We start from the raw sequence: 22,070 nt of genomic DNA on the forward strand, positions 1-22,070 counted from the left end.
CGCGATCCACGAGACACGACCTAAAGGCGAGACATGGCGAACACGGCATTCCACCGACCGGCGCGGACCCACCCTCCGGTCGTACCCGAGGAGAAGGTGACGCTGGCGACGCCGCCCGCGCGCACCGGGGAGTCCTCCGCCCAGCAGTGGCTCTACCTGCTGCTGCCGCTGCTCAGCAGCGTCAGCATGGGCGCCTACCTGGTCACCTTCGGCCGGATGTGGATGATCGTGCTCGGCGTGGTCTTCGTGGTCGCCTCCACCGCGATCACCTTCATGGTCCGCCGGCAGAACAGCCGTGCCGCCCGGCGCGCCGCCGCCCGCCAGCGTGCCCGGTACCGCGACTACCTGCGGGACCTGCGCGGACAGGCCCGGGCCTCGGCGCGCGCCCAGCGACTCGCCGCGGCGTTCCAGCACCCGTCGATCGAGCGGCTCTGGGGGATCACCCAGAACCGCCGCCGGATCTGGGAGCGCCGGATGACCGATCCGGACTTCCTGCAGCTGCGGGTCGGGCAGGGACGTGCCGGGGCCGCCCTGCACATGCAGGCGGCACCCCGTCAGGACCCGACCGCGGAGTACGACAGGGTCTCGCAGCGCGCCGCCGCCCGGCTGATGGAGGAGTACGCGGTCGTCGGCGGCCAGCCCGCCTGGGTCGCGCTCGGCCGGATCGGCGTGCTCAGCGTGCTCGGCGATCCGCGGCGCGCCCGCGACACGGCGTACAACCTGGTCACCCAGCTCGCGGTGCTGCACGGCCCGGAGGACGTCCGGGTAATGATCTTGGCGGAGAGCGGCGCCTGGGACTGGGCCAAGTGGCTGCCGCACACCGGCGATCCGGACGGCACCGCGCCGATGGTCGCCGAACACCTCGACGGCCTCGTCGACCTGCTGGAACGCTGGATCGAAGCCGCCGCCCGGGTGAAGAGCCCGGACCGGCACCTCGTCGTGGTCCTGGACGGCTACCGCCCCCGGCTGCCGCTGATCGAGGCGCTGATCGACGCGTCCGGGAAGACCAGCGGCGTGCACGTGGTCTGCCTGGTGGCCCGGGAGTCCGAGGAGCCGTCCCGGGTGGACGCCCGGATCCGGCTCGGCGCCGGGACCGCGCTGACCGTGGAGAGCCGGCAGAACGGTGCGGTCAGCGCGGTCACCGACGCGGTCCAGGACCCGGCCGACACGGTGCTCGGCGAGCAGATCGCCCGCGCGCTCGCCCCGCTGCTGCTCACCGCCGAGCGCGAGGAGGTGCTCACCCGCACCTTCGGCCTGCCCGAACTGGTCGGCACCGGTGACCTGGCCGCGCTCGACCCGCCCGCGATGTGGCGCCGCCCCGGCGACCCGAACCTGCTGAGAGTCCCGATCGGCATCACCGGCGAGGGCGCCGACCTGGTCCTCGACCTCAAGGAGTCGGCGCAGGGCGGGGTCGGACCGCACGGCCTCCTGGTGGGTGCCACCGGCTCCGGCAAGAGCGAATTATTGCGTACGCTCGTCGCCTCGCTCGCCCTCACGCACTCGCCCGACGAGATGGGCATGGTCCTGGTCGACTTCAAGGGCGGGGCGACGTTCGCCGGGGTGACCGAGCTACCGCACGTCGCCGGGCTGATCACCAACCTCGCCGACGACCTGACGATGATCGAGCGGATGCGGGTCGCCCTGCACGGCGAGCAGCAGCGCCGCCAGCAGCTGCTCCGCGACGCCGGGAACCTGGACAACGTCCGGGAGTACCAGCTGCGGCGGGCGGCCGGGGCGAACCTGGAGCCGCTGCCGTACCTGATGATCTTCGTGGACGAGTTCGCCGAACTGCTCAGCCAGCAGCCGGACTTCATCCACCTCTTCGTGCAGATCGGGCGCCTCGGCCGCAGCCTCGGCATGCACCTGCTGCTGGCCAGCCAGCGCCTCGACGAGGGGCGGCTGCGCGGGCTCGAATCGCACCTGTCGTACCGGCTCTGCCTGCGCACGTTCAGCGCGGCGGAGAGCCGGGCGGTGATCGGGACCGTGGACGCGTACCGGCTGCCGCCGATCCCCGGGTCGGCGTACTTCACGGTCGGCGAGACGATCTACGAGCGGTTCCGGGTCGCGCACGCCTCCGCGCCGTACCTGCCGCCGAGCCCGGACGTGCCGGTGGCGGCCTTCGCCCCGGTCATCGAGTACGGGCTGCGCACCGCCGAGGACGCCCACCTTCCGGAGGAAACGGAGACCGTCGCCGGGCCGGCCCCCGTCACTGGGCCGGTTCCGGTCGGCGGCCCTACCGCGCTGCAGGTGATCGTGGACCGGATCAAGCCGAGCGGCACCCCGGTCCACCAGGTGTGGCTGCCGCCGCTGCCGCACTACCTGGACCTGGAGCCGATCCTCGGCGAGCTCGCCGACGACCCGGAACGCGGCTACCACGCCACGGACCTGCCCGGCGGGACCCTCTCCTTCCCGATCGGCGTGGTCGACCTGCCCGCGGTCCAGGAGCAGCGCGTGCTGCACCTGCGCCTCGACGACGCCGGTGGGCACGTCGGCCTGATCGGGGCACCCCAGTCCGGCAAGAGCACCCTGCTGCGGACGATGCTGCTCAGCGCGATGGTCACGCACACCCCGGCCGAGCTGCAGTTCGCCGTGATCGACTTCGGTGGCGGGTCGCTCGCCCCGTTCGCCGGTGCCCCGCACATCGCCGGGGTGGCCGGGCGCACCGACGAGGAGCGGGTCCGGCGCACCCTCGCCGTCGCCCACCAGATGATGGTCACGAGGGAGAAGCTCTTCCAGGAGTACGGCATCGACTCGGTGGCCGAATTCCGGCGCCGCCGGGACGCGGGGGAGTTGCCGGAGGGGACCAACGCCGCGGACTGGGTGCTCGTGGTGGACAACTGGGCCGCGCTGCGCACCGGCGTGGACACCGCCGAGCGGACCGTCACCGAGATCTCCACCCGCGGCCTCAACGTCGGCGTGCACCTGCTGCTCACCGCGAACCGGTGGACCGAGATCCGGATCAGCCTGCGCGACAACATCGGCGGGCGCCTCGAACTGCGCCTCAACGAGCCCGCCGAGTCCGAGGTCTCGCGCGCGGCGGCCCGGTCGCTGACCCTGCCGCTGCCCGGGCGCGGCGTCTGCCCGCCCGGCGAGATCTTCCAGGCCGCGCTGCCCCGCCTGGACGGCGAGCCGGGCACCGAGAACCTGGCCAAGGCCCAGCAGGCCGCGATCACCTCGATCACGGCGGGCTGGCGCGGGGCCGTCGCTCCGGTCATCCGTACGCTGCCCACGCTGATCACCCCGGAAGAGCTGGCCGGGTTGCCGGGCGTGGCGTCGGGCGTGCCGATCGGCGTACGGGAGACCGATCTTTCGCCTGTCGGTCTTGATCTCTCCCCCTCGGATCCGCACTTCGTGATCTTCGGGGACTCCGGATCCGGCAAGACGTCGCTGCTGCGCGCCTGGATGTCGGGGATGGCCGCCCGGCACAGCGCTCGCGAGGTGCGGTTCTTCGTGATCGACTACCGGGGGAGCCTGCTCGGGGCGGTGCCGGACGAGTACATCGGCGCGCGGGCCGGCAACGCCGACCACAGCGCCGCGTACGTGAAACAGCTGCTCGACACGCTCGCGAAACGCCGCCCGCCGGCCGACATCACCGCCGCCGGGCTGCGCGCCCGTAACTGGTGGACCGGGCCGGAGCTGTACGTCGTGGTCGACGACTACGACCTGGCCGCCGGCAGCGGGGCGCGCGGACCGCTCAGTCCGCTCGCCGACGCGCTCGGTCAGGCCGGGGACGTCGGGCTGCACCTCGTGGTCGCCCGGCGGGTCGCCGGATCGACGCGGGCGCTGCTCTCGGATCCGCTGCTCAGCCGCCTGAAGGAGTACGGCGCGACCGGGCTGATCCTCTCCGGCGACCCGCGCGAAGGGGTGCTGCTCGCCGATCAGCGCGCGGCCCGCCGTGATCCGGGCCGGGGCGTGCTGGTCAGCCGTTCCGCCGGTACCCAGGTGATGCAGGCGGTCTGCCCCTCTCCCGAGGCTGCTTCCTGATGGGCGCCGAATTCGACACCGGGCCCATCGTCGAGCTGGGCAACGCGTTCATCGCGGCCGCCGACGAGCTCTACGAGGTGCAGCTGACGTACGGCACCGACGGCACGCTGCTCTTCGGGATCTGGACCGGGCAGGCCGCGCAGGCCGCGAACCTCGTGCTCAACGACGAGCTGCACGGCGTGCGCCGGATGATGATCGACTCGGCGCAGAACCTGGCGCTGATCGGGTACGCGCTGCAGGACTACGCCAAGCAGGTGGACGACGCCCTCGAGGAGATGCGCCGGCAGGAGCGCGCGATGGCGATCGCGGTGGCGTTGCTGACCCTCTTCGGCGTGGGCACCATGGTGCTCTCCACCTTCGCCATCGGGGCCGCCCTCGCCTCGCTGCTCGCCCGCCTCGCCACCATCTTCCCGCGCATCGCGGCGGCGATCGAGAACGTCGGGCTCCGCCTCAGCGCGCTGAGCAGTTTCGTGAGCCGGATCAGCACGTTCGTGCCGGTCCGCTTCAACCAGGTGATCAACACGGTGGTGACCAGCTACCGGACGCTGCCGCCGCTCGTCCAGGACGCGGTCAACTTCGGTAGGAACGCCGCCATCGGGGCCGGAGTCGGCGTCGGGATGGACGTCGGGGCACGGCAGATCGGCGCGTCGATCGAGCACGTCGACATGCACTACACCGGCACCGACGCGGCGTTCGCGGCCACCTTCGGCGCGCTGTACGGCGGCGTGATGGGCATGCACGAGACGCCCGGCACGTCCCGGCAGATCGGCGAGTTCAACGACCGGGTGATCACCCAGGTCGGCGCGGCCTTCCGTGGCATCCGGCTGCCGGAGATCGACGTACGCTTCGGGACCGACGTGCCGAAGACCGAGATCGGCCGCTCGATCACCCCGATCACGGTGGGGTCGAAGTTCCAGGTGGAGCTGCCTCACGTCACGGCACGGGGGATCGACGGCGCCCCGGTCACGCCGTCGCGCACGGTGGCCGGCCGCACCACGTCCGCCACGCCCGATGTGGTCGACTACCGGGCGGCCAATACGCAGATCAGGGAGGCCGTCCTCTCCCGGCGTACCCCGTCGGGGCCGGACATCACCCCGACCCCGGCCACCGGGCGCCAGGTCGTGCAGGTCAGCGGCGGGAACCGGGAACTCGTCACGCTGGCGCCGGACCGGAATTCGTCCTTTCCCGGGACCGGCAACCGGCTCGGCGGGAAGGACGTCCCGCTCGACCCGGCCCGGGTCTCCGCCCCGAACACCGGGCGCGCCACCTCGCGCGACGTGCAGTACTTCGAGATCGACAACGTCACCGGGCGGGCCACGCCGACCACCCGGCAGCCGCACGAGACCGTGCGGGACGCGACGTCGTTCGGGACCAGCACCTACAGCAACCACTTCTCCGGGCCGGACGGGACGGTCCACGGGTACGGCACCCGGAGCGAGCGGGTCCTCACCTACGACGTGGGCAAGGGCCGCTGGGAGGTCGGTACCGTCACCGTCCACGACGCCGCCGGTTCCGGTGCGGGGCGGCACGTCTCCGGCCCGGCGCGTTCCTCAGGCTCCGCACGTTCCTCGATCGGCGAGGTCACCAAGGAGCCGATCCAGTTCCTGCGCCGCGACGGTGACGGCAACGTGGACCTGCTCACCTTCGAGCACGAGCCACCCGGGATGGGGGTGACCGCGCCCGGACGGGGCGAGGCCGGGTACTCGCGCCTCACCGGTGACGGGATCACCGAGTGGCGCGGCGGCGATCCGCTGGGCAGCCCACGGGTGGAGCGGGTCGGCACCAACGTGGTGGTCCGGGATCCGGTGGACGGCCGGTGGGCCCCGGTCCGCAACGATCCGGCCGAACATACGTCGACCGGCACGGCACCGGGCGATCCGGCCTCGTTCGGCGGATCCCGGTACTTCCGGTTCGGCGAGTCCGGCCACGACGCGACGCCGCTGCCGGTCCGCGGCGGCGAGAAGCTCACCGTCGTCAAGATCGACGCGAGTACCGGCGAGGCGGGCACGGTGCGCTTCGCGGCCAGCGGCGACGACCGACCGAGACTCACGCTCGGCGAGGACGGCAACCTGGTCAACGAGGTGCCGGGCCGCATCGACGTGGACAGCCTGCGCTTCAACACCCGGTCCGGGGAGATCACCCTGCGCACGGCCGACATGGACCCGCCGGGCACGCCGATCGGCGGCACCCGCCCCGGTGGTTCCGGCGGCCCTGGCGGCTCCGGCGGCCGCGGCGGTCTCTCCGGCGGTGATCGGCCCGGGGGCCTTTCGGGCGGCGATCGGCCCGGCGGGCCCTCGGGCGGCGAGCGGCCCGGCGGTGGCGGTGGGCTGGGGCTCAGCCGGTCGGAGCACAGTGACGGGTCGCGGACCGGCACGGCGCAGACCAGGACGATTCGGTTCAGCGAGGAGCGCGCCGAGGTTCAGGAGGCGCCGGTGGACACCGCGCGCCACGCCGCCGGGGACCCGAACCAGCCGACGCGTGATCAGATGCGGCGGGACGCGGCGGCCGCCGCCGTGAACCGTCAGCTGGCGAACGAACGCCAGCAGCAGGCGCACGCCTACGGACCGACCACGTCCTCCTCGGAGACGGCTCCGGCCGCCGCTGTTACGAAGCCCTCCGGTGAGCCGTCTTCGACCGTGGCGAAACCCTCCGGGGAGCCTCTTTCGACGGTCGCGAAGCCCTCCGGGGAGCCTTCTTCGACGGTCGCCAAGCCTGCCGTGGGGCCGACGAAGACCTCGGTGTCGCCGATGTCTGCCGAGGAGCGGGCGGTGCATCGGGCCGGCGAGGAGGTGCGGGCGCTCCAGGCTGATCTGAATCGGGCGGAGCGGAACCTGGAAAGGCTCCCGGGGCAGGCCGAGTCCGATCGGCGGACCGTCGCCGAGCTGGCGGGGCGGACCGATCTGACGCCGCGGGAGCTGGCGGTTCGCGCGGCGGCGGGCCGGAGTCTGGAGACGTTCCCGGAGCGGCTCACCGCCGCCGAGCAGCGCGTGACCGACCTGCGCGGCAGGGTGGACGTGGCGCGGGAGAGGTCGCGTAGCGCGGAACAGGATCTCAGCCGGCGCCGGGCCGATCGCGATGCCGCCGAGGTGCGGAGACGGCTGGACGCGGCGGAGGCCGCGCGGGCGGCGGAGGACCGGGCGGCGGCCTTGCGGTCGCTGGACGACTTCGCGGCGGGGCGGCCGTTCGAGGCGGTTCCGGACCACGTCCTGGAGCAGTTGCACACGCCGCCGTCCCGCAGCGCACCGAAACCGCCACGTGCCGAGAGCGGGCAGGCGAAGCCCGGCGGACCTGCCCCGGAGTCCGGCGCAGTGGTGAGCGTGTCGCCGACTCCGGAGGAGATCGCGCTGCGGCGGGCCGCCGGCGACCTGCGGACCGCGAGCCGGGGTGTCGAGCGCGCCGAGCGGCACGTGGCCGATCTGGATCAGCGGATCGAGCGGAACGTCCAGCGCCTCACCGAGCTGCACGGGGAACTGACACGGCCGCAGCTGGCCGAGCGCGCGGCTCTCCGTCGCGACATCGACGGGGCTGAGCAGCAGCGACCCGCCGCCGCGCAGCGTGTGGAGACGGCGCGGGCCGCGGTCGTGGCTGCGGAACAGCGGGTCGAGCAGGCGAGGGCGGCGGCGACGATCAAGCCGGCGCCATCGGAGAGTGAGCCCGCCACCGGTCCGGGCACGGGCGTCGGCTCGGGCGCGGGCGCCGCATCGGGCATCGGCGGGGGCGCCGGCACGGGTGGCACGGGTGGCACGGGTGGCACGGGTGGCACGGGTACGGGGGTTCGGCGCGGGGAGCCGCAGTCGGTGCGGGTCAGGAACGCGCAGGAGCAGGCCGTCGCCGCTGCCCGGCGCGATGTCGTCGTGGCACGGCGGGAGCTGGAGCGGGCCCGTGGCGCGGAGCGGGAGGCCGTCCGGCAGGTGCGGGTCGCGGTCGAGCGGCTGGCGCGTCACGAGCGGGAGCTCGCCGACCTGCGCCGGCGCGAGGTGCCGTCGCCGCGGGAACGGCGGGTCGCCGCGGCCGTGGAGCGGGCGCTTCCCTTCGACCGGGACGCGATTGCGGTGGCCGGGGAGGCGCTCGGCGGTGCGCGGCAGCGGGTCCTCGACGCGGAACAGGCCCATGGTCTGGCCGGGGAACGGCGCGGTGACGCGGAGCGGCGGCTGGAGGAGGCGGGGACGGCGGGTGTCACCGGTCTCATCGACGGCTGGGTGATCGAGGATGTCCCGGGTGGTGTCTGGGTGCGGCCGGTGCGCCCCGCCGAGGGGAGTGCCGAGCGTGTCCGGGGGATGCCGGTCGCCGAGCGGGGCACCATCGCGGTCGGGGAGCCCGATCGGGAGCTTCCGGTGGCCGTACTCGAAGCGGTGGTTCTGTTCGTCGGTTCCCTGCCGTTGGAATCGCGGGGGTGGCAGAGCGTCGGGCTCATCGGGGACGTGCCGCCGTTCCGGGTGGATCGGGGGGATCCGGCGTGGACCGAGGCCTTCGGCGCGGCGGAGGAGGCGGTCCGTTCGCACCTGTGGCAGGACCCGGTGTCGGCTCCGGCGGGGGCGCCGTACGTGGTGCGGTCCTATTTCGCCGTACGCCGCGTTCGGTACCAGGGGCGATGGGTCAGTGCGGTGACGATTCGCGCGCATCTGGACCGGGACGAACCGGGCGTGCGGGCGGCGGCCGAGGCGGGTGTCGAGGAGTTCCTCAACGGGCCCGGCTATCAGGTGCACGGCGGTCTGCTGCACGTCGCCGTCGAGTGGGTGGACGATCCGGAGCACGCACACCTGCCGATCACGGTGGGGGAGCCGGGGTCGCTGACCGACCTTTACCACTGGCCGGTGGGCATCCGGGCGGTCGACGCGGCGCACGAGCTGACCCATCAGCTGGGGTTGCGGGACGAGTCCACGGCGGCGGGCGCCCTCCAGCGTGCCGACGTGCCGGGCAGCCTGCTGGGGCGCTACGACGAGCAGCCGCCGTCGGAGGTGTTGCCGTGGCGCGGCCTGCGTACACGGCACGTGCAGTTGCTCGAAGCCCTGATCGGGGAGCCCGGGGCGGACGGGCAGTACCACGGCGTCGACCGTCCGATTCCGATCCAGGGCACCGCGCCGCGCGCTCCGCTGGCGGGCGCCGAGGAGGGTGCGACGCCACAGGTCCTTCCCTGGTACGTCGCCGAGGGCGCGCTCGGCCAGATCGGCATCTCCGACGGGCGGCGTGGGGCCGCGTTCGCGACTCCGGGTGCGCTCGCCGACGCGGTCGCTGATCGGATCCGGACCCGTCTCGCGACGCCGCCGCCCGCCGGGACGGCCGTGTACCCGCCCCGGGAACGGCTCGCGCCGGACGTGCTCGGGCGGATCCGGGATGCGCTGGCCGCGGAGTTCGCGCCGCTCTTCGACGTACCGGAGCGGACCAGCGCCCGGCGGGAGACCGAGTACAACGCGTTCCTCGACCGGTGGGACGACGCGCTCGCCCAGGGCGTGCACGTGGCCGCCGGCGGCCGGCTGGTCTGGGTCCGCGCCTCGCTGGACGACCCGCGCTCGCTGCGCAGGCCCGCGAAGGGCGACCCGTCGGTGTTCAAGGTCAACTTTTCGTCGTCGGAGATCTCGTCCGGTACCGGGGGCGGCGCCGACGGGGGACTGGGCTTCGAGCCGGACTTCGCGTTCCTGTTCTTCGCCGAGCGGATCGCCCGGGCGCGGTTCGGCATCCCGGTGGGCACCTCGTCGTCCCTGGAGTCGTCCCGCTCCGCCGACTGGCGGCTGGTGGCGGGGCGGCAGATGTTCGTGGGCGCCCGCCGCCGTTTCGCCTCCGGCATCCGCTTCGACGTCTACCTGGACGGCGTCCACCAGACCCACGCGGTCGTTCCGGCCGCCGAGTTCCGGATCACGGCGCAGCTCCCGGAGCAGTACGTGCTCCCGGAGGCCGAGGCGGTCGCTCCCGCCCCGCCGGCGGCCTCGTCCGGCGCTCCCGCCGCGGCCTCGTCCAGCGTTCCCACCGCGGCTTCACCCGGCGTTCCCCCCACGGCCTCGCCCGGCGTTCCCGCTGCGGCTTCATCCGGCGTTCCGCCGGTGGCGGGGCGGGCGTTCTCGGTGCCGTCGTGGGCCCATGAGGTGCTCAACGCGATCGCCCTCGAACCGCTGATCACGGCCTGGCAGCGGGAGCTGGTGCGCGACCTCGGGGCGGAGGCGGCCGCCGCGATCGCCAAGGAGGGCGTGAAGCAGCTGCTCAACGAGCGTGCGGCCCTCAACCGGAACCGGCGGCTCTTCGCGGGCGGCGACATCTCCGGCGAACTGCGCGCCGAACGGCACCTCGTCGGCCGGGCGCTGCCGTTCCGGGAGCACGAGCTGCGCCTGGGGCTGAGCCTGCGCCCGACCGAGGTCGAGTACCTCGGCGACACCGACGGGGTCGCGGTCCGCGACGACCACGGCATCGGCACCGGCGCCTCCGACGAGCAGAAGGGCGCCAGCGGCGTCGAGGCCGAGCTGAGCGGCGGCCCGTCCGGCCTCCGCGACCCACGGCTCCCGGACGGCGTCCACCCGCGCGGCGCGATCGAGGTCACGGGCGGCGCCGGCCAGGAGCGCACCACGTCCGGCGGCCTGGACGCGTCCACGTTCAACCACACCATCCTCAAGCGTCGGGCCCCGCAGTCCCGGTACCGCGTGATCGTCCACGCCGAACTCCGCACCCACGGCCGCCCCGGCATCCCGGCGATCCCGGAGAACCTGACCGCCGAGATCGCGGTACCGGCCGCCGAACGCGGGCGCTTCGAGCGGGCCCTGACCGGAACCGATCTGACTCGCCACCGCCCGGCCCCGGTGCTCCCGCCGCCGCGGCCACCGAACGGCGCCACGACGAGCCGGGCGGCCCTGGACGCGCTGTTCGGCCCGCGCGCCACCACGGACACGGCACCCGGGACCGCGCCACGACGGGGCGGCATCGCCGGTGCCGGTGGGGCCGTCCCCGGGCGGAAGGCGCCGACCACGCTGGTGCCACAGGCCCGGCACGCGCTGAGAGCCGCACCCGGAATGGGGGAACCGTTGCCGCTGGCGGGGCGGCGTGGCCTCGGGCAGGCCACCACGCTACACCTGCCCGGTGCCGAGCGGGTCGCCGTGGCGGTGCTGGCCCGGCTGCGCACGCTCGCGGGCCCGGCCGCCGCCGAACTCGACGTGATCGAGCAGGTCAACGCCAGGATCGGGCGGTCGGCGCTGGAGGCGGACCTGACCCGGGCGCTGGTCGGGGTGCGGTTCGACGTCACGATTCGCGGCCGGGCGTACCCGATCCTGCTCACCGGGCGGATCGAGAACCGGATCGACACCACCGTCACCTACGGCATGGACGTCAACCAGCGGTCGCTCGCCGGGGCGGGCGGGTCGGCCTCGGTGGGCTCCGAACGGATCCTGGGCGGCGGTCTCGGCGGCGGTCTGGCGCTGCGGCGCTCCGAGGGGCACCGGGGCACCTTTCCGGACATCGATCTCGAGTACGGCCGGAGCTGGGAGAACGCGCTCACGGTCAGCGACGCGATGCAGCTGTACCGCCGTACCGAGACCACCGGCGACGTCAACGAACTGCTCTACCTGCTGAACTTCGAGGCCGCCATCCGCCACGGCGACCGCACCGACCGCCTCTCCATCGGCTGGACCCCGCCCCTGGAAGCCAGGTCAACAGCGCTTTCCGGTACGCCGGGCGGTGCCGGCCCGGTGCTGTCCGGAGGCGGGCAAGGCCCGGCCGGCAGGCTGGTGCCCGACGACACGCGGGGCCACGCTGGTTCCATGGCTTCCGATGGTGCTCAGGTGCACGTCGGGCCGGTGGCTCCGGGCATCGTGGAGGCACGGCCCGACGCGATCGTCGCCGTCCTCGCGCTGCCGACGGAGTACGCGCCGTCCGCGCCGGTGTCCCAGGCCGACGCGGACGCGGTGGGTGCGACCAGTGCCGACCGGGCGCGGTTCGACCGGATGATCCCGGTGCCGTTCGCGGAGGCGGGCGCCGGCGGTGTCTTCCCGGCCTTCACCGCGCTGCCCGAGCTGGTGGCGGCCGTCGCCCGGGCGTATGCGGAGCTGAACGGCAGGGACGACGCCTGGCTGGACGATCCGCTGAACTGGCCCGCCGAGGTCTGGGCGCTGGGCGTGCCGAGCGAGCTGGCGGCCCGGTTCGCCGAGCTGACCGGCGAGGACGGCTGGGTCGTCGCGCTGCCCGACGCGAACGGCTTCCAGCAGGCGGTCCGGATCCGGATGCGCCTGCCCCGGCACGGTACGGCGTATCTCGGCACGCCGCCCGGGGTGGAGATCGAGCAGTACGCGATGTCCGCCCCCACCATGACGCTGAGCGAGGGCACCGGCACCACGTACGCGCTCAAGGTCGGCGGCGGCTACTCCGCCCTGGCCACGTTCGGCACCGAGGGCCACGCCACCGAGGAACCGGGCCACCCGACCGAATCCGGCCATGCGACCGAGAGTGCCCACGCGACCGAGACCGCCCATGCCCCGGCACCCACCGGCAGCGGGCACCACGAGCGCGAGCTCGCCCGCCGGGAGGCCGCCGCCGAGAGCCACGCGACGCACGTGCTGATCGGGCCGGACGTCAAGGGCACCATCGAGTACGCGCCCGGGAGCAGCCGGGCCACCGAGTCCGGGACGATCGACATCACCCGGATCACCTACAACGAGGAGGTGGCGTTCTACCGGGGATCGCCGTCCCTCCGGATCACCGCGTTCCGCTGGAGCAACAACGGCGCGGAGGGTGCCGAGCCGCCACCCATGCCCGGCGCGTTCCCGGCCGACGGCGAGCCGGCCGACCTGGAGAACCAGCGGAGCGGGCTCCCCGGCTGGGCGAACCGGCGCGTCGAACGGGTGGAGCGGCATCTCACCGTCGAGAACGGGCTGGACTTCATCCTCCCCGTACGGCGGGCCACCGACCTCAAGCTCACCCAGGCGCCGCCCGCCTCCGCGCTGCCGCGACGGCGGGATCCGATCGACGAGCGGCTGCTGCGCTCCACCGGCCATCCCGAGCGGCTCGACGCGAGCGGCGTGCTGCCGGCCATCCGCGACGAGCTGATCCGCCGCGGGCTGATCGGGCGGGGCGAGGACGTCCCCGATCGGCTGCAGCGGGCGCTGACCCGGCGGTTCTCGAGCTGGGCGCTGGAGAACAGGTACTTCGCGCTGACCGGGTCCGGGGTCAACGCCTGGATCCCGGTGCTGACCGCGAGGGGCACCCGGTTCGTCTTCGTCAGCGTCACCGGCACGCCGCGGGCGATCACCGGGGACCGGGCCCGCCCGAACGTCTCGCTGACCCTGCGCGGCGAGGCACAGGAGGGCAGCTCGGCCGGCACTTCCGCGTCGATCGCCAAGGGCGGGATGATCGGTGTCTCCGGTCGGCACCTCGATCAGCAGACCGTGCCCGCCGGCGCGGACCGGGGTGCCGCCGAGTTCGGGGCGCTGTCGCTGGCCGGGCACGGCACGTCCGAGTCGTCCAGCAGCCAGACGATGGCCACGCTGGAGAAGGACATCTACCGGGCCGGGGTGAAGGTCTCCCACGAGTTCGAGCAGGAGATCGAGTACACGATCACGATCGGCGCGACCCGGCAGAGCCCCGAGGTGCTCCGGGCACCGCTCGCCGGGATCGGGTGGGTCCTGCGTTCGCTCGCCGACCAGGCCGGAGCCGGCGCCTGGGCCCGCCGGGCGTGGTCGGGCTGGCGGATGTGGGGCTTCAGCTGGGCCACCACGATCGGCGGCGCCGACGTGCCGCGGGGCTCGGTCCGGCTGCTGGTGCCGAGCTACCTGACCCGGCGGCACCGGGCCGACCGGGCACCGGCGCCACCCCTCGAGGGCTGGACCCGGCTGCCCGGCGCGCCACAGTCGACGACCGCGCGCGGCCCGCTCGGCGACGGCCGGGGTGAGGCGGGCGGTCGGAGTGAGGCGGGCGGTCGGGGTGGGCCGGTCTGGGGTGAGGTGCCCGCTCAGCGGGCCGAGCTCACCGAGGTGATGCTCGACAATCCGACGCTGCATCCGTTCTCGGTGCTGCCGATCGCCGAGTTGATCGAGACCTGGGCGGGCGTGGTCTCCGTGCCGGCGCGCGGCAGGGTGCCCGATCCGGGTGCGCGTGGTGCGTCGGGCCAGGCCGGTGGCGGCTTCGGCAGCGAACTGCGGACCCGGATCCAGGGTGGCGCCAGCGAGTCGATGCTGCGGACCCGGCTGCCCCGGATGTTCGGCGAGCAGGGCTACCGGATTCCGGGCACCGATCTGACCGTGCGCGTCGACGTCCGCGGTGGCCGCTACTGGCGTCAGGCCGACGGGGAGCCGCTCGGCTACTTCCACAAGGGCCGGAACTACCAGCAGGTCAAGACGTCGCCGTCGGGGGAGAGCGCGTCCGGCTCCAGCGGCGGCGTGACGCTCAGCGGCGGCGGTGGCCGCGTCGGCTGGCGGGACGGCGTGTTCAAGCCCGACCTGGGCGGCGCGGTCAGCATGGGTGGCTCGGCGGAGAGCTCGCTGGAGATCGCCGCCGGTTCGGTCGCCGAGCGCAACGTCGAGCTGGGCCAGCGGTACTACGTCTACCAGCTCGACACCACCGTCTACCTGAGCGGCCCGGCCGGCACCCTGGTCTTCGACGAGGACGGCGCGATCGTGGCGCTGAGTGCCACACCACCAGCGGGGATCCGCCCGGCGCCCGAGCCGTCGATGGCGCTCGTTCTCCGTCCGTCCCCTTCGAACACGCCGAAAGCCCCGCCGCGCGCGTCGAAGGCCGCATCGAGCGCGTCGAAGGCCGCGCCGCCCGTGCCGAAGGCGGCACCGACCGCGCCGGAAGCCGCTGCGGTCGAGCCGGAAGCCGCTGCGGTCGAGCCGGAAGCGTTGCCGAGCGCGTCGGAAGCGGTGCCGAGTGCGGCGAAGGCCGTCGCGGTCGAACCGGAAGCCGCGCCGGAGGTCTGGGATGTCTCGGTTCGGCGGCGCTGGCCGGCGCGGGTGGACCGGGCGAGCACGGCGCCGACGCTGGTGATGCTGCTCGCGCCCGCGGAACTCGCCGTGATGGGGGACCTGCGCGGTGCCGCCGGGCAGCCCGGGCGGACCCGGGTCGTCGTGCACCGGTCGGAGAGCTCGACCCGGGAGGACCCGGCCGTCGACCTGCCGATGGTGGACGGGACCGGGGCGGTGCGGTGGGTGCCCTATCGCGCGGCGGACTTCGCGGAACTCCTCCGTGACGACCTCGGCGTGCCGGAGACCGCCGATCTCACGCTGCTGAGCTGCGACGACGAACAGTTGCCCGGGGAGTTCGCCCGGGAGCTGGCACAGCGGCGAGGACCGGGCAGCGGCGGCATCGTCGCCCCGCCGAGCAGCATCCGGGCGGTCGCCACCGATCAGGGGCAACTGCACGTGGTCACGGTCAACGGGCGGAGCTGGTCGGTCTACCACTACGCGGCGGACGGCGAGGACGCCGAGGGCTGGGACGTCGTCAACCTCCCGGTGATCGGTGCGCGGGACGGCGAGCCGTCACGGGCGGTGCCGTTCGACGGGTTCACCGCGGAGAGCGAGGAGGAGACCGAGGACGGCGTCGTGCTCGGCCGCGGCGGCACCGGGACGGGCCAGGACAGCCCGGCCCCGGCGGCGGCTTCGCACGGCACGGGGGTGGCGCGATCGGGCGTACCGGAAAAGGACGGCCCGGAGGCGACCGCTGAGCGGGAGCACGACGGGGTTGAGGACGAGCCGGGGCTGGTGCGGCTTCCGGAGAACTGGGTGCTGGAGTTCCGGCCCGGGCTGATCTGGGCGCGGCCGCGGGATGTGCCGCCGGGGACCGATGTGCTGGTCGAGCCGGGTGTCTCCGTGGTGGTCGGGACGCCGGAGGTGGCGCCGCCGGAATCGGTCAAAGCGGCGGTGGGACGAATCCTGCGGCGACTGGGTGCGCCGTCGGTCCAAAACCCGTCACGTCACAACCCGTCACGTCACAACCCGCCGATTCCGAACCTGCCGATCGCTGATCCGCTCATGTCGCCTGCGCCTGCGCCTGCGCCTGCGCCTGCGCCTGTGCCTGCGCCTGTGCCTGTGCCGGAGCGGCTGCCCTGGTATGTGCGGGAAGGGGCGAAGGGGCAGTTCGCGGTGCGGGACACGTCGGCGAACGCCGCGCCGAACGGGAACACCGTCGCCGTGGATGTCGCGGCGGCCATGCAGGCTCGGGAGGTGACCGCGTTCCAGGACGCGGTCGCCCGTGAGCTCGGTGAACTGCTCCGGGAGGTGCCGCCGACGGGCGCGCGGCACGATCAGGCGCGGGACGACTTCCTGGAGCGGTGGGACCGGGCGCTCAACGAGGGGCTGCACTTCGCCGCGGACGGGCAGCTGGTCTCGCTGCACTTCGCGCTCCACGGTGAGCAGCCGCTCGGGGCGCCGGGGGCGAACGAGCCGGCCGTCTTCAAGGTGAACTTCGGGTCCACCAAGGTCGCGGCGGAGCAGTCCGGTGGGACGTCCGGCAGCCTCGGGCTCGGCGCGGAGGTGCTCTTCCTGCGCTTCGCCGAGCGGGTCTCGCGGGGCGTGCTCGGGGTGCCGGTGACGTTCTCGGCGGGCCTGAAGGACACCGGCAAGGCCGAGTGGCAGGTGGTCGCCGGGCGGCAGATGTTCGTCACCGGCAACACCCGGTTCCGGGGCGGCATCCGGGTGCAGGTGGCCATCAACGGTCAGAATCGGCCACGGGCGCACTACGACATCCCGCTCGACCGGTTCACGCTGACCGCGCAGTTCCCGACCCAGTACACCGCGGCCACCACGATCCGGCCCGAGCCCGCGCCGGCGACCGTCACCGCACCGCCGGCCGCCGCGGGGGAGCGCGGCCCGTCCTGGGCGCACGAGGTGCTCAACGCGATCGACATGCGGCCGCTCGTGCTGGTCCTGGCCCGGCGGGCGTACCAGGCCACCGGTGCCGAGCGGGCCGCGACGATCGTCCGGGGTGCCGTTCGGGAGCTGCTCAACGAGCGCGGCGTGCTCAACCGGAACCGGCGGCTGTTCACCGGCGGCGACCTCACCGGCGAGGTCGGCGGCCAGCGGGTGGAGCTGTCCCTGCACCCCGAGCTGGTCGAGTACCTCGGCGACACCGCGGACGTGGCGATCCGCGACGACCAGGGGATCGGTGCGGGCGGGGCGCAGAGCCGCTCCGGGACCAGCGGTGCCGGCCTCGAGATCTCGGGCGGGGCGAGCGGGCTCCGCGATCACCGGCCGTCCACCGGGGGCACGCACGTCCAGGGCTCGATCGAGGGCAGTGTCGAGATCGGTCACTCCCGGTCGACCGGCGCGGCGCTCAGCGAGAAGGTCTCCAACCACACGGTTCTCAAGCGAAAGGCGGACCAAGCCCGATACCGCGTTCGGGTACGCGCGGACGTGCGCACCCACGGCGACCCGGCGATCGGCGCGTTCCACCTGCCGCTGACCGCCGAGCTCGGGGTGCCGGTGACCGAGCGGGACCGGTTCGAGCGGGCGATGACCGGGGCGACCCTGACCCGGGGCGTTCCCGCCCTGACCCTGCCGGAGCGGGCCACGCCGACGGGGGCCACCCCGACGGCGGGACTCGACGACACGTTCGGCGCACCCGGGGTGAACCGGTTCGACGCGCCGGACGGGCGGACCGCGCCGGCCGCCGGGGTTCCGCAGGCCCGGTCCTGGCTCCGTGGCCGGCCCGCGCCGTTCGAACCGCTGCCGCTCGCCGCGCGGCGGGGACTCGGCGCCGCGACGACGCTGCAGCTGTCCGGTTCGGAGCGGGTGGCCACGACGATCCTGGCCGCGCTCCGGACCCGGGCGGGCGTCACCCGGCTCCCCGCCGACGTGGCCGAGCAGGTCCGCGCGCACGTCAGCCGCCCGGCCCTGGAAGCCGACCTCACCCGGTCACTCGCCGGGCTGCGGTTCGACGTACGGATCGGGGTGAACACCTACCGGATCCTGCTCACCGGACGGCTGGAACAGCGGGTCGACGCCCACTCCCGGTACGACATGGACGTCAACACCCGCTCGCTGGTCGGCGCGTCGAGCGAGGCGTCCACCGCCACCGAGCTGACCGCGGGGGCCGGGTTGGAGGGCGCGCTCGTGGTGCGTACCCCGGACCGGCGGCGGATCACCGCACCCGCTCTGGAGGGCGGGTACACCTACTCCCGGGAGAGCGGCCGGGCGGTCGGCGACACCGTGCAGACGTACCGGCGTACCGAGACCACGGGCAAGGTCGACGAACTGATCTACCTGCTCACCTTCGAGGCGGTGGTCGCCTCCCGCGGCGTGACCACGCGCTACCTGATTGGCGAGACACCCCAGGGCGCCGGGCCGGTCGCCGAGAACGCGGTCGGCCCGGACGCGGTGGTCGGCGTCTTCGCCCACCCGGAGGAGTACCGCCCGACGGTCCCGCTCACCCCGGAGCAGGTGGACCGGGCGGCGCGCGCCATCACCGTGGACCGGGACGAGTGGGACGCGGCGCACGTCCCGTTCGGTGCCGGGGGCAGCGGCGGCGTGCTGCCCAGCTTCCTGGTGATGCCGGAGCTGGTGGCCACCGCGGCCCGGATGTACGCCCGGCTCAACGGGCTCGGCGACACCTGGCTGAACGATCCGATGGCGTGGCCGGTCGAGCTGTGGCGGGCGGCCGTGCCGAGCGAGTGGAGCGCCCATTTCGCCGAGGCGACCGACGCGCACGGCTGGGTCGTTCCGCTGCCGGCGCGTCACGGGCGTACCCAGAGCCTGCGGTTGCGGTTGCGGATCCCGAACCACCGGGTCGAGCAGGTGATCGGTGCGACCGACCGGATCGAGATCGAGCAGTACGCGATGGCGAACCCGTCGGTGGAGCTCTCCACCGGCACCGGCCACAGGGTCAGCGGATCGATCGCGGTCAAGGGCGGGTTCCCGGCCGAGGAGGACGCCGGCTTCCTGGGCATGCTCGGCGGTCACGTCGGGTTCGAGTGGGCCCGGGGCGGTGAGACGGGCGCCGAGGCGGGCAGCATCGACATCAGCCGGGCGACCTACAACGAGCCGGTCGTCGGCTACCGGGTCACACCGATCGTCGAGGTGGCCGTCGAGGAGGACGGGCGGGCCGAGCCCGAGGTGGAGCGGGTGCGGATCCGGACCGCGCTCGACGTCGTGCTGCCCGAGCGGCGCGCCGCCGACCTGGGACTTCCCGGAGTGCCGGCACCCGCCGCGGCCGACCGGCACCGGACGATCATCGACCCGGCGCTGTTCCGGGCGACCGGGCACCCCGAGCGGCTGCGGGCCGAGCGGCTGGTCGAGGCGATCCTCGACGCGCTGCGCGAGCAGGGGCTCGATCCCGCGGCCGGCACGCTGCAGCGCAACCTGATCCGGCGGTTCACCGGCTGGGCCCTGGAGAACCGGTACTTCGCGCTCACCGGGTCCGGGGTCAGCGGCCTCGTACCGGTCATCACCCGCTTCGGCACCAGGTTCCTCTACCTCAACGTGCGGGCCACCGAGGGCGCCGCGGAACCCGGCCGGCCGCGGGACCGGGTCGGGCTGACCCTGCGCGCCGAGGGCACCACCGGCAGGTCGGAGAGCGACGAGCACGGCTGGCAGGCCGAGGCGGGACTGGCCGGGGGAGCACGCCGGCTGGAGCACGCCCGGAGCGACCGGGGCCACACCGAGGTGCCCGGCGGCGCACCCGAACGGCGCGAGGTGCAGACCCCTCACGTGCACCCCGAGTTCGGCGGTGGGCAGGCGGCCGTCGAGGCGAGCTACGGGCGGCACCGGGAACACGGCACCGAGGCGGCGGTCAAGGACATCTACCGCAAGGGGCTGGACGCCGCCCACGAGTTCGAGCTGCCGCTCGCGTTCAGCGTGGAGATGGCGCTGACCCGGCAGGGGCCGGAGGCGTTCGAGCTGGCCGCGGGGCTGGCCCGGGAACTCGTCGTGCAGGGCGGCGAGCTCTTCGGGGCCGGGGCCGGCGCGCGGCGGCTGGTGCACTTCGACTGGGCGCGGCGGCTGGACGTCACCCGGGATCCCCGGCTGGCGGGCTCGGTCCGGCTGCTCGTCCCGCGGTTCCTGGTCCAGGACGCACGGTCGGCCGGGCACTGGGAGCCGATGCCGGGGTCGGTCGCGCCCGCGGCGTTCGGGCCCGGGTGGGTGGGGGTTCCGGGCGTACGGTCGCCGCGCAACCAGGCGCTGCTCGACGACACCACGCTGCACCCGCTGAGCCTGCTGCCGGTCGCCCGGTTCGTCGAACGGTGGGCCGGAACGGTCAGCCTGCCCGCGCCGAGCCGCCCCGAGACGCCGACCGGGGCGGTACCCGGCACCGGGATCGGCTCCGCGCTCTGGACACTGGTCAAGGGCGGGGCGGACGACTCGATGCTGCGTACCCGCCTGCAGCGGATGCTCGGCGCCGCCGGGTACCCGATCCCCGGCACCGGCCTGGTCCTCCGGGTGGACGTGGAGGACGGGGAGTACTGGCAGACCAGCGACGGCGCGGCGCTCCACCAGAAGATGAAGGGCCGCAGCTACCAGCAGGCCGAGGACGCGGCGAGCGGCACGGCGAGCGGCGGCTGGGGCGTCGGGGCGAAGGGCGGCCTGGCCGGCGGCGACAACCGCCGGTACGGGGTCGACGACAAACCCGAGTTCGCCGGTGGGCCGGGCGGCGGCGTCGAGCACGAGAGCTCGCTGGAGATCAGCTCCAGCGCGGTCGCCGAACGCAACGTGGAGAAGAAGCGGGACTACCACCCGGACCGGTACGGGCTGACCGTCTACCTGACCGGGCCCGCGGGGACGCTCGCGCAGTATCTGCCAGGGGCGTTGCTGGCACTCAGCGCGGTACCGGGCAACCAGGCCGCCGGGGCCACGGTGATGACGCCGTCGCGGCGCCCGCCGTCGGTGTGGGAACAGGTCAACGCGGGGATGGCCCGCGGATTCAGCGCGACGCTGCGCGCGATGGACACGATGTTCCCGGCCCCGATGGGCCAGCCGATGCCCCGGACGGTCCACATCCCGCTGATCGTCGCCGGTCAGCGCGGCGGCCCGCGCGCCGCGCAACCACCCACCCCGCCCGGTCAGCTACCCACCCCGCCCGGTCAGCCACCCACCCGACCCGGGCACCCGCCCGCTGCGCGGGTGCGGCCGCCTGCCGAGCCCGCGCAGCCACCCGCCCCGCCCCCGCAGTCGCCGACCGTGACCGTGAAGGCGCGCGCCCTGCCGCCGCGCCCGGCCGCGAGGCCGGTGCTTCCGCCTGCCGTCCAGCCGCTGGTGCCCCTCGCGTCCGTGCTGCCTCCGGCGCCCTCGGAGCAGGTGCACGCCGTCGTGAACGTGCGGCGGCGTGCCGACGGGCCGCCGGAGCTGGTCGCTCTGGTCTCGCCCCGGGCCTGGGACAAGCTGGACGCCCGGGCCGTCGTGAGCCCACACCGGACCGTGGTCCTGGTCAACGGCTACACGATCACCGACCAGGGCGAGCAGTCGGTTCTCGTCGCGGAGCAGGATCGTCTCACCGGTTACAGCCCCGGGCGGCTGCTCGCGGTGCTGCGGGCCAACGGGGTGCCGGACACGACCCGGCTCACCCTGCTCAGCCTCGGCGGCGAGGTGCTGCCCGCCGGTTTCGCCGACGCGCTCGCCGGACTGCGCGGCCCGGACGGCGGCCCGATCGCCACCGTCCGCCTTCAGACGGCCCTCGCCACCGCGCTCCGGCACCTCGAGACCGACGACGATCAGCAGTGGCGGACCCACTGGCACACCCCGGACGCCCTCGGCACGCTTCTCCCGCCGCACCCGGCCGTGCCACCGCCCGGTGCCGCCGTTCCGCCGTCGGCGGCTCGGCGCGCTGAGAATGACGCGGTTTCGGGCGTACCGCAAGCGTTCTTCGATCTGGAACCAGCACCGAGCCCGGACCTGATGCATCACACCGCGCCGCAACTGCCCCTGGACCCGGCGGCGCTCGCCGCGTTCCGGACACCGCGGGTGCGGCGCGCGCCCGGTCCCGAGCTCACCGTCGAGCGCGAGGGCGGGCGGCCGGACGGGCGGGTGATCCGGGCCTGGGTGACCGAGAACGACCAGCGACGGGAGATCCTGATCCCGGATCGGATGTCGCTGGCCGACGGGATCCGGGAGCAGGTCGGCGAACTCCTGCTGGAGGTACTGGCGACCTACTACCCGGACCTCAACTGCGAACAGAACCCGCCCCGATGA

2 protein-coding genes are annotated in these 22,070 nt (G+C 74.3%); both read left to right on the forward strand.

Translation table 11 applies throughout. The annotated features are described in order from the left end of the window. The first annotated feature begins 33 nt into the window (after positions 1 to 33). A complete protein-coding gene (eccCa, locus tag AB0M08_RS35410; RefSeq protein ID WP_364503178.1) occupies positions 34 to 3,984 on the forward strand; it encodes a type VII secretion protein EccCa in 3,951 nt (1,316 codons plus the stop codon). Then, positions 3,984 to 22,070 (forward strand): hypothetical protein, encoded by an 18,087-nt coding sequence (locus AB0M08_RS35415; RefSeq protein ID WP_364503181.1) that lies wholly within the window; start codon positions 3,984 to 3,986, stop codon positions 22,068 to 22,070. The genes eccCa and AB0M08_RS35415 overlap by 1 nt, the downstream gene beginning before the upstream one ends.

It is taken from the genome of Actinoplanes sp. NPDC051851 (assembly GCF_040681165.1).
Taxonomy (GTDB): domain Bacteria; phylum Actinomycetota; class Actinomycetes; order Mycobacteriales; family Micromonosporaceae; genus Actinoplanes.